General features: G+C 74.8%; 10 protein-coding genes. 6 read left to right on the forward strand and 4 right to left on the reverse strand.

Annotated elements, in window-relative coordinates; all coding sequences use genetic code 11:
• The first annotated feature begins 105 nt into the window (after positions 1 to 105).
• Positions 106 to 1,014, forward strand: a complete 909-nt coding sequence (locus AB0H57_RS29555) for an EamA family transporter (protein ID WP_357511966.1) — start codon at positions 106 to 108, stop codon at positions 1,012 to 1,014.
• On the opposite strand, the gene AB0H57_RS29560 is transcribed toward AB0H57_RS29555, so the two are convergent.
• The 4 genes from AB0H57_RS29560 to AB0H57_RS29575 form a co-directional block, all read right to left on the reverse strand.
• On the reverse strand, positions 977 to 1,903 hold the full coding sequence (locus AB0H57_RS29560; RefSeq protein WP_357511957.1) for a diacylglycerol kinase family protein: 927 nt from the start codon (positions 1,901 to 1,903) through the stop codon (positions 977 to 979). The genes AB0H57_RS29555 and AB0H57_RS29560 overlap by 38 nt on opposite strands.
• Positions 1,904 to 1,993: 90 nt before the next feature.
• Positions 1,994 to 2,923, reverse strand: coding sequence for a diacylglycerol kinase family protein (locus AB0H57_RS29565; RefSeq protein WP_357511958.1), 930 nt, complete (start codon positions 2,921 to 2,923; stop codon positions 1,994 to 1,996).
• A gap of 55 nt (positions 2,924 to 2,978) precedes the next feature.
• Positions 2,979 to 4,214 carry a sigma-70 family RNA polymerase sigma factor gene (locus tag AB0H57_RS29570; RefSeq protein WP_357511959.1) on the reverse strand — a complete coding sequence of 412 codons (1,236 nt, stop codon included), beginning with the start codon at positions 4,212 to 4,214 and terminating at the stop codon, positions 2,979 to 2,981.
• On the reverse strand, positions 4,211 to 4,558 hold the full coding sequence (locus tag AB0H57_RS29575; RefSeq protein ID WP_357511960.1) for a YciI family protein: 348 nt from the start codon (positions 4,556 to 4,558) through the stop codon (positions 4,211 to 4,213). The genes AB0H57_RS29570 and AB0H57_RS29575 overlap by 4 nt, the downstream gene beginning before the upstream one ends.
• Positions 4,559 to 4,751: 193 nt before the next feature.
• Here AB0H57_RS29575 and AB0H57_RS29580 point away from each other — a divergent pair, with 193 nt between their 5' ends.
• From AB0H57_RS29580 to AB0H57_RS29600, 5 genes are all read left to right on the forward strand, one after another.
• Positions 4,752 to 5,048 (forward strand): hypothetical protein, encoded by a 297-nt coding sequence (locus AB0H57_RS29580; RefSeq protein ID WP_357511961.1) that lies wholly within the window; start codon positions 4,752 to 4,754, stop codon positions 5,046 to 5,048.
• Positions 5,049 to 5,328: 280 nt separating this feature from the next.
• Positions 5,329 to 6,867: an ABC transporter substrate-binding protein gene (locus tag AB0H57_RS29585; RefSeq protein WP_357511962.1), complete on the forward strand. Its 1,539-nt coding sequence runs from the start codon at positions 5,329 to 5,331 to the stop codon at positions 6,865 to 6,867.
• On the forward strand, positions 6,864 to 7,808 hold the full coding sequence (locus AB0H57_RS29590; protein ID WP_357511963.1) for an ABC transporter permease: 945 nt from the start codon (positions 6,864 to 6,866) through the stop codon (positions 7,806 to 7,808). Before AB0H57_RS29585 ends, AB0H57_RS29590 begins: the two co-directional genes overlap by 4 nt.
• A complete protein-coding gene (locus AB0H57_RS29595; protein ID WP_357511964.1) occupies positions 7,805 to 8,680 on the forward strand; it encodes an ABC transporter permease in 876 nt (291 codons plus the stop codon). The genes AB0H57_RS29590 and AB0H57_RS29595 overlap by 4 nt, the downstream gene beginning before the upstream one ends.
• Complete coding sequence (locus AB0H57_RS29600) at positions 8,677 to 9,666, forward strand: ABC transporter ATP-binding protein (RefSeq protein ID WP_357511965.1); 990 nt, start codon at positions 8,677 to 8,679, stop codon at positions 9,664 to 9,666. The genes AB0H57_RS29595 and AB0H57_RS29600 overlap by 4 nt, the downstream gene beginning before the upstream one ends.
• The last annotated feature ends 89 nt before the right edge of the window (positions 9,667 to 9,755 follow it).

Raw genomic sequence — 9,755 nt, forward strand, 5'->3', positions numbered from 1 at the left:
CCTAGCCTCGCAGGGGTGACCCGAACCGTCCCTCCCCCACCGGCGTCCGGCACCGACGCCCATCCCGCCCGGCGGCGCCCCGGGCCGCCGGACGGCACGGGGCCGGTGACCGGGCGGCTGGGGGCGATCGGGCTGGTGCTCGGCGGGGCACTGTCGGTGCAGTTCGGCTCGGCCGTGGCCGCCCTGATCTTCCCCCGTACCGGGGTGTCCGGCGCGGTGACCCTGCGGCTCGCCCTCGGCGCCGCGGTGCTGTTGCTGGTGTGCCGGCCCCGGCTGCGCGGGTACGGCCGCGCCGACTGGGCCGCGGTGGCCGCCTTCGGCCTCGCCCTGGGCGGCATGAACTCGGTCTTCTACCACGCCATCGAGCGGATCCCGCTCGGGCCGGCGGTGACCCTGGAGGTGCTCGGCCCGCTCGCACTGTCGGTGTTCGCCGCCCGCCGGTGGGTCGCCTGGTGCTGGGCCGGACTGGCCCTGGCCGGGGTGGCGCTGCTCGGCCAGGGCGGCTTGGAACGGCTCGACCCGGTGGGCGCCGGGCTGGCGCTGGGCGCCGGTGCGCTGTGGGCGGCGTACATCGTCTGCTCGGCCCGGGTCGGCGGGCGTTTTCCCCGGGCCGACGGGCTGGCCCTGGCGCTGGCGGTGGCGGCCGTGATCACCCTGCCGCTCGGGCTGCTCGACGCCGGAGCCCGGCTGTGGCACCCGGCGGTGCTCGGCCTCGGCGCCGGGCTGGCGCTGCTCGCCTCGGTGCTGCCGTACACCCTGGAGTTGCTGGCGCTGCGCCGGCTGCCCACCGCCACCTTCGCGGTGCTGATGAGCCTCGGTCCGGCGATCGCCGCGCTGGCTGGCTGGCTGGTGCTCGGCCAGGCGCTGCACGCCCGGGAGATGCTCGCCATCGGGCTGGTCATCGCGGCCAGCATCGGCGCGGTCCGGGCCGGCGCGCCGGGCGGGCCACCACCGCCCGAGGCCGGGCCGTCGTCGGTCAGCGCAGCAGGCGCAGCGCCGCCGGCACCGCGGTGATCCGGACCGGCAGGTCCAGCGCGCGCTCCCCGTCGGCGTACGTGGTGATCCCCTCGGCGGCCACCTCGACCGTGCGGGCCCGGTAGCTGCGCACCAGCGGATGCTCGACGTGGGTGCCGCGGTAGATGCGCGGCTTCACCCGCATCAGCGTGCGCCGGTCGAACCGGCCGCCCACCACCACGTCCAGCAGCCCGTCGGTGGGGTCGGCGTCCGGGCAGATCCGCATGCCGCCGCCGTAGCTGGCGCAGTTGCCGACCGCCACCAGCACCGCGTCGACCTGCTGCGGCACCCCGTCGAGGCGCAGGATGTAGCGGCGGGGGCGCAGCCGGGCCAGCTCCATCAGGATCGCCAGGTCGTACCGGCGGGGGCCGCGCGGCCGGCGCATCCGGTTGGCCCGCTCGTTGACGATCGCGTCGAAACCGGCCGCGAGCACCGCCCCGTACCAGCGCTCGGCGCCGCCGGGGCCGGTCATCCGGGCCAGATCGACGGGGCGGCTGCGGCCGTCGCGCAGCGCGTCGGCGATCACCCCGGCCGCGGCGAGCGGGTCGGCCGGGAACCCGGTGTCCACGGCGAAGTCGTTCCCGGTGCCCGCCGGCACCGGGCCGAACGGGACGGCGGTGCCGGCTACCGCCTGCAACGCCCGGTGGACCGTGCCGTCACCGCCGACCGCCACCAACGCGCCGGCCCCCGCGGCGACGGCGGCGTGGCAGACCGCCTCCGCCTCGTCCGGGGTGGCGGCCGACAGCAACTCCACCGGGTGCCCGGCGGTGCCGAGCCGGTCGAGCAGCGCGGGCAGCAGGCCGCGGTGTCGGCCCCGGGCCGCCGTCGGGTTGGCGAGCACGGCCACCGGGCCGGACGGAGCATGATCGTGCGCGGTCACGGCGAGCACCGTACGGCACGGCGACGCTGCCCCACCAGGGCCGCCGCCCGATCGTCGCGGCGGAACGGGCCGGCCCGCCCGGGCGCGACGGCCCGGGACTCAGCGGTCGGTGGTGCCCACGGGGGCCATGACCCGCAGGGCGTTGGCGTCGAGGCCGATCCGGATCGGGGTGGTGCCGCACAGCTCGCCGTCCACCTCGACCTGCGCCGGCCGGTCGGTCTCCAGCCACAGCTGCCCGACCGCGAGGAACGGCTCGTCGCCGAGGCTGCGCCGGTGGCCGGTCAGCGCGTTGCGGGCGGTCTCCCGCAGCAGGCCGCGCCGGGTCGCCCCACCGACCGGGTACGCCACCAGCAGCCGGTCGTCGGCGTTGGCGTCGGCGGTGATCGGACGGCCGGCCTGGAACCCGCCGTTGGCCACGTACAGCTGGTGGGTCCGCAGTTCCCGGGCCACCCCCTCGGCGCGCAGCGTGACCCGCAGCGGGCGGTGCCGGGCGAGCAGCGCCAGCGCGGTGAGCGGGTACGCGACCCGGCCGGTGAGCCGCTTCAGCCGGGCCGGCGTACGCAGCATGACGTCGGCGGAGAGGCCCACCCCGACGTGGTTGGCGAACCGCAGCTCCCCCAGCAGGCCGAGGTCGACGTCGATCACCTTGCCGACGGTGAGCACCGCGACCGCGGCGGCCAGGTCGAGCGGGACGCCCACCGTCCGGGCGAAGTTGTTCGTGGTGCCCAGCGGCAGCAGGCCCAGCGCGATGTCCCGGTGGGCGAGCAGCCGGGCCGCCGTGCCGAGGGTGCCGTCGCCGCCCCCGGCGACCAGCAGGTCGGCACCGGAGTCGGCGGCCTCGGCGAGGCGGGCCTCCAGTTCGCCGGGCCGGTCGACCGGGTGGTCGCCGACCAGGGTGAACCCGGCCGCGACCAGCCGGGACCGGGCGCCCTCGTAGAGTCGCCGGCCCCGCCGGGAGTGGGCGTTGACCACCAGCGCGGCCCGTCGCTCCCGCGCGATGGCCGCCCCCAGCTCCCGCTTGGTTCGCATGGGCACCGAGCCTATCCGGGCGACGCCCCGGGCCACGCCGGCCGACCGGGGGCGGTCAGGACACCACCTCCCGGGCCCGCTCCAGCAACGCCGCCCGCTCGGTGGCCGACGGCGCCGCCGCGGCGGCCTGCCCGAACAGCGCGGCGGCCCGGCCGGTGTCGCCCCGCCGGGCGGTCAGATGCGCCTCGGCCGCGATCGCCAGCGGATTGCCGTCCAGCCCGCCGCCGGCCCGCGCCTCGGTGAGCAGCCGCAACCCCGCCGCCGCCCCGTACGCGTGACCGTGCGCCACCGCGCGGTTCAGCGCGACCACCGGCGACGGCTGCCGCTCGAAGAGCGCGTCGTACCCGGTGGCGATGGCCGGCCAGTCGGTCTCCGCGGCGCTGGGCGCGGTGGCGTGGCAGGCGGCGATGCGGGCCTGCCAGGCGTACGGGCCGTCGCCGGTGACACCGTCGAGGATGCGCAGCGCCTCGGTGATCGCCGGGCGGTCCCAGCGGCCCCGGTCCTGCCGGTCCAGGGTGAGCAGGCTGCCGTCGGGGGCGCGCCGGGCGTCCCGCCGGGAGTGTTGCAACAGGAACAACGCCAGCAGCGCGGCGACCTCGGGCTGCGCCGGCATCAACCGGACCAGCAGCCGGGCCGACCGGATCGCCTCCGCCGCGAACGCCGGCTCGCCGTCGGCGTCGTAGCCCCGGGTGAACAGCAGGTAGAACACGGCGAGCACGCCCGGCAGCCGCTCGTCGAGCGCCGGCCCGCTCGGCACCCGGTACGGGATGCCCGCCGCCGCGATCCGGGCCTTGGCCCGGGTGAGCCGCCGGGCCATCGTGGATTCGCTGACCAGGAACGCGCGGGCGACGTCCGCGGTGGGCACGCCGAGCACGGTACGCAGGGTCAACGCGACCCGGTCCGGCAGGCTCAGCGCCGGATGGCAGCAGGTGAAGACGAGCCGCAGCCGGTCGTCCACCAGGTCCGTGCCCTCCGTGGCCGGCTCGTCGCCGGGGCCGGTCAGGGCGAGCACCGCCAGCTCGCGCAGCTTGCGCCGCTCCACCGCGGCGCGGCGCAGCACGTCCAGCGCCCGGTTGCGGGCGACCGTCATCAGCCAGCCGCCCGGGTTGGCCGGCACCCCGTCGCGCGGCCACCGTTCCCAAGCGGTGGCCAGCGCCTCCTGGGCACAGTCCTCGGCCAGCGTCCAGTCGCCGGTCACCCGGATCAGCGCGGCGACGATCCGGGGGTACGTGTCGACGCCCGCCGCCGCGACGGCCGCGCCCGCCGTCGCGGTCGGACGGGGGCCGGTCACGCCGGCGGCTGGTCCGGCAGCGCGGCCAGTGGGCGCAGCTCCAGCCGTCCCTGGCGGGCCATCGGGTGGGCGCGGGCGACCTCGACGGCCTCGTCCAGGTCGGCGCAGTCGAGCAGGTCGAAGCCCACGATCACCTCCTTGGTCTCGGCGAACGGGCCGTCGGAGAGCAGCAGCTCGCCGTTGCGCACCCGGACCGTGGTGGCGGCGGACACGGGTGCCAGCACGTCACCGGTCAGCCGCCGGCCACGGCTGTCGTTCTCCGCGACCCAGCGGTGGATGTCGGGCTCGGGCGCGGGATCGGTGTCCGGCGCGGTGTCGGTGCAGACGAACATCAGGTACTTCATGGACCTCGCTCCTCGGCCTCGGTGCTGTCACCAGGGTGACGAACGGCCGCCGCCGATCCGGACCGCCCCCGCCGGACAATTTCCGGACCGATCCTCCGTGACGTGGCGCTGTCACCGAGGTCACCCTCCGAAGTGTCGTCTACCGCACCGCCGGTGGGAAATGCTGGAGGGAGTCGACCGGAGGAGCAACCCGATGGCCAGCCGTACCCGCCCGAGCCAGTCCCGTCCGCTGCCGGGCGGCGTGACCGACCCGCTGCTGTGGCGGCTGGCCGAGGACGTCGCCGCCGCCCACCAGCCCGACGGGCGCGGCGACTGCCGCAACCTGCTCTGCGCCGGCCGGCCGTCTCCCTGCCCGCCGCTGCGCAACGCGGAGCGGGCCCGCGAGCTGGCCGGCACCGGGCTGCGGCGCGAGCGTACGGCCGGCGGCGAGGAGCGGCGCGGTCCCACCGGCACCCCGCTCCCCCGGGCCCACCGCCGGTCCGCCGCGTAGCCGGCCGGCGACCTCGAGCTGCGGAACCTGGTCGGGGCCTGTGCCGGTCCGGGCGGCCACGATCCCGCCGCCGTCGGTGAAAACGGTCACCGCGGCGGCCGGCGGGCCCTCGCCACCCCGCTCATGCCTCATCCCGGCGCCGGGCCGGCCTGATCGCTAGCGGACATCTCCGGTACGCACCATCCCGGACGGAGGACGGCTTTTCCACCGATTGATTGACACCGTCCAGGTAGCCCACCAAGATTGCAGACTCGTTCGGTCAAGGCATCGGAGGGGGACCGTGTCCGGAATCGGATCCAGGCTGGCCGGCGCCACGCTCGCCGTCGTCCTCGTCGCGGTCGGCGGGTGCAGCGCGGGCAAGGGCGTCGACGTGGACGGTGGCGGTGCCGCCGGCGGCGCGGGCGGGGTGCTGACCGCCGCGATCGGCGGCGAGCCGGACCAGCTCGACCCCCACAAGACCTCGGCCTACTACAGCTTCGAGGTGCTGGAGAACGTCTACGACACCCTCGTCGAGCCGGACGAGAACCTGCAGATGAAGCCGGCGCTGGCGACCGGGTGGAAGACCAGCGACGACCAGCTCACCTGGACGTTCACCCTGCGCGAGGGGGTCAAGTTCTCCGACGGCTCCCCGCTGACCTCGCAGGACGTGAAGTACTCCTTCGACCGGATCATCGGCGAGAAGCTCAACAACGCGTACCGGTTCGCCTCGGTGAAGTCGGTGACCGCGCCCGACCCGGCCACCGTGGTCGTCACGCTCAACGCGCCCACCCCGAACCTGCTGGCCAACCTCGGCGGCTTCAAGGGCGTCGCCATCGTGCAGAAGTCCAACATCACCTCCGGCGCGGTCAAGACCAAGCCGGTGGGCAGCGGACCGTTCGCGGTCTCGGCGTACACCTCCGGCGACAGCATCAAGCTGGTCCGCAACGACAACTACTGGGGTGACAAGCCGAAGCTGGACGGGGTCACCTTCACCTTCGTCAAAGACCCCACGGTGGCCCTGCAGAACCTGCGCGGCGGCGAGGTGCAGTGGACCGACAACCTGCCGCCGCAGCAGGTGCCGTCGCTGTCCGACGGTGGCGAGCTCGAGGTGCGGACCACCCCGTCGAGCGACTACTGGTACCTCACCCTCAACCAGGCCCGCAAGCCGTACGACGACGTGAACGTGCGGCGGGCCGTCGCCTTCGCGCTGGACCCGGCCGCGATCACCAAGGCGGCCAAGTTCGGGCTGGCCACCCCCAACCAGACCGCCATCCCCAAGGGCAGCGCCTGGTACTACGAGTACGCGCCCTACCGGCACGACCCGGGGCAGGCTAAGCAACTGCTCGGCCGCGCCGGGGTCACCGGGCTGACCATGGAACTGATGGTGACCAGCGAGTACCCGGAGACGGTCAGCGCCGCGCAGGTCATCGCCGCCCAGCTCAAGGAGGTCGGGATCACGGTACGCATCCGTACCCTCGACTTCGCGCAGTGGCTCGACGAGCAGGCCAAGGGGAACTTCGACGCGTTCATGCTGGGCTGGCTGGGCAACATCGACCCGGACGAGTTCTACTACGCCCAGCACCACAGCGGCGGCACCTTCAACTTCCAGAAGTACCGCAACCCGGCCGTGGACAAGCTCCTCGACCAGGCCCGCACCGAGACCGACCAGGCCGCCCGCAAGCAGGCGTACGACCAGGTGGCCAAGCAGGTCGTCGACGACGTCAGCTACCTCTACCTGTACAACCCGGACGTCGTGCAGGGCTGGTCGAAGAAGGTCACCGGGTACCAGGCCCGCACCGACCGGGCGATCCGCTTCCGCGACGTCGCCCTCGCCAAGTGAGCCGGTTCATCCTGCGTCGTCTGCTCCAATCGGCCGTCGTCCTGCTCGGCGTCACGCTGGTGGTCTTCCTGCTGCTGCAACTGGTCCCCGGCGACCCGGTGCGGGTGGCGCTGGGCACCCGGTTCGACCCGCAGACGTACGAGGCGCTGCGGTCCCGCGCCGGGCTGGACCGGCCGCTGCTCACCCAGTACCTCAGCTACGTCGGCCACGCGCTGACCGGCGACCTCGGGGTGAGCTTCCGCAGCGGCCAGCCGGTCACCACCATCGTGCTGGAACGGCTCCCGGCGACGCTGTCGCTGGCGCTGACCGCCGTGCTCATCGCGGTGCTGATCGCGCTCCCGCTCGGGGTGCTCGCCGCGGTCCGCAACGGCTCCGCGCTGGACCACGCCGTCCGGGTGTTCAGCCAGTTCGGCGTGTCGGTGCCGGACTTCTGGATGGGCATCATGGGCATCCTGCTCTTCGCCGGGGTGCTCGGCTGGCTGCCCCCGTCGGGCTACGTGGCGCTGACCGACGACCCGGCCGGCTGGCTGTCCCACGTGCTGCTGCCCGCCGCCACGATCGGGCTGGTCACCGCGTCCATCCTCACCCGGTTCATCCGCTCCTCCGTGCTGGAGGTGCTCTCCGCCGACCACGTCCGCACCGCCGAGGCGAAGGGACTGCGCGGCCGGGTGGTGGTGCTGCGGCACGTGCTGCGCAACGCGCTGATCCCGGTGGTCACCGTCGTCGCGGTCCAACTCGCCAGCCTGCTCGGCGGGGTGATCGTGGTCGAGGTGCTGTTCGCCTGGCCGGGCATCGGCCGGCTCACCTACGACGCCGTGCAGGCCCGCGACTACCCCGTCCTGCAGGGCGCGGTGCTGCTGGTGGCCGCACTGTTCCTGGTGATGAACCTGCTGGTGGACATCCTCTACGCCCGCCTCGACCCGCGGATCCGGGTCCGATGATCGGCGACAGCCGGACCCGGCGGGCGCTGTCGGCGCTGCGGCACGACCCGCCCGCGGTGGCCGGGGCCGCCGTCCTGCTGCTGCTCGTGCTGGTCGGGGTGGCCGGGCAGTGGCTCGCCCCGGCCGGGGTCAACGACGTCGACGTCGACCAGATGCTGCACCCGCCCAGCTGGGCGCACCCGTTCGGCACCGACGAGCTGGGCCGGGACGTGCTGAGCCGGGTGCTGGTCGCCGCCCGCGTGTCGCTGCAGGTGGGGGTGGTCAGCGTCGGCATCGCGCTGCTGGTGGGCGCGACCATCGGGCTGGTCGCCGGCTACTACCAGGGCTGGGTCGACAACGTTCTCATGCGCGGCATGGACGTGCTGTTCGCGTTCCCGGTGCTGCTGCTGGCCGTGGCCATCGTGGCCGTCCTCGGCCCCGGGCTACTCACCGCGATGATCGCCATCGGGGTGGTCTACACGCCAATCTTCGCCCGGGTCACCCGGGCCGGCGTGCTGTCGGTCCGCGAGCAGGTCTTCGTCCGGGCCGCGGTCTCCATCGGCGCATCGGACCTGCGGATCATCCGCCGGCACGTGCTGCCGAACATCGCCGCGCCGCTGATCGTGCAGACCTCGCTGTCGCTGGCCTTCGCCATCCTCTCCGAGGCGGCGCTCTCCTTCCTCGGCCTGGGGGTGCAGCCGCCGGCGCCGGCCTGGGGCCGGATGCTCTTCGACGGCCGGGGCTTCGTCACCGAGGCGTGGTGGCTCGGCTTCTTCCCCGGCGCGGCGATCTTCCTGACCGTGCTCGCGTTCAACCTGGTCGGCGACGCGCTGCGCGACGTGCTGGACCCCCGGCAGCTGACCCTCGGCGAGGCGAGGAGGAGCACCGCGTGACCGGAGAGCCCGTGCTGGCGGTCGAGGACCTGACCGTCACCCTCGGCACCCGCCGTGGGCCCGCCCGCGCGGTCGCCGGCGTCGACTGGTCCGTCCGGCCGGGCCGCACGCTGGCCCTGGTGGGCGAGTCCGGCAGCGGCAAGACGATGAGCGTGCTGGCGGCCACCGGCCTGGCACCGCGCACCGCCCGGGTGACCGGTCGGGTACGCCTGCTCGGCGAGGAACTCATCACGCTGCCCCGGCAGCGGCGCCGGGTGCTGCGCGGCCGGCACGTCGGGTTCGTCTTCCAGGACCCGTCCACCTCGCTGAACCCGGTGCTCACGGTCGGCCGGCAGGTCACCGAGGCGGCCGAGGAGCACCTCGGGCTGACCCGCCGGCAGGCCCGCGACCGGGCGGTGGAGCTGTTGGAGCTGGTCGGCATCCCGTCCGCGGCGCGGCGGGTCGGCGACTACCCGCACCAGTTCTCCGGCGGCATGCGCCAGCGGGTGGTCATCGCGATGGCGCTGGCCTGCGACCCGGCGCTGCTGATCGCCGACGAGCCGACCACCGCCCTGGACGTGACCACCCAGGCCCAGATCGTCGAGCTGGTCGCCGGCCTCCAGGAGCGGATGGGCACCGCGGTTGTCTGGATCACCCACGACCTCGGGGTGGTCGCCGGGGTCGCCGACACGGTGGCCGTGATGTACGGCGGCCGGATCGTCGAGCACGGCCCGGTCGACGACGTGTTCGCCGCGCCCGGTCACCCCTACACCCGCGCGTTGCTGGCCGCCCGGCCCCGGCCCGGCCAGCGCGACGCCGACCTGCCGGCCATCCAGGGCTCGCCGCCGAGCCCGCTGGACCTGCCGGCCGGCTGCGCGTTCTGGCCGCGCTGCCCGGTGCGCGGGGACGCCCGCTGCGAGCACGAACTGCCGCCGCTGATCGAGGTGGGCCCGGAGCACCGGGTCCGCACCTTCTATCCGTCGCCGCGCGCGGGGGAGGACCGATGAGACACCCTTTGTCAACCACCGGTTCAAGCAGCGAGCTTGGTCGGCTGATTGACCCGGCCGAGGGCGCGGTTGCGGTTGGCGACGTGGAC

Source organism: Micromonospora sp. NPDC050686 (assembly GCF_040654475.1).
GTDB lineage: Bacteria > Actinomycetota > Actinomycetes > Mycobacteriales > Micromonosporaceae > Micromonospora.

Bases quoted from the DNA above. Each gene is read 5' to 3' on its own strand.
- AB0H57_RS29565 (WP_357511958.1), bottom strand. From the start codon at position 2,923: ATGCGAACCAAGCGGGAGCTGGGGGCGGCCATCGCGCGGGAGCGACGG.
- AB0H57_RS29575 (WP_357511960.1), bottom strand. From the start codon at position 4,558: ATGAAGTACCTGATGTTCGTCTGCACCGACACCGCGCCGGACACCGAT.
- AB0H57_RS29580 (WP_357511961.1), top strand. From the start codon at position 4,752: ATGGCCAGCCGTACCCGCCCGAGCCAGTCCCGTCCGCTGCCGGGCGGC.
- AB0H57_RS29595 (WP_357511964.1), top strand. From the start codon at position 7,805: ATGATCGGCGACAGCCGGACCCGGCGGGCGCTGTCGGCGCTGCGGCAC.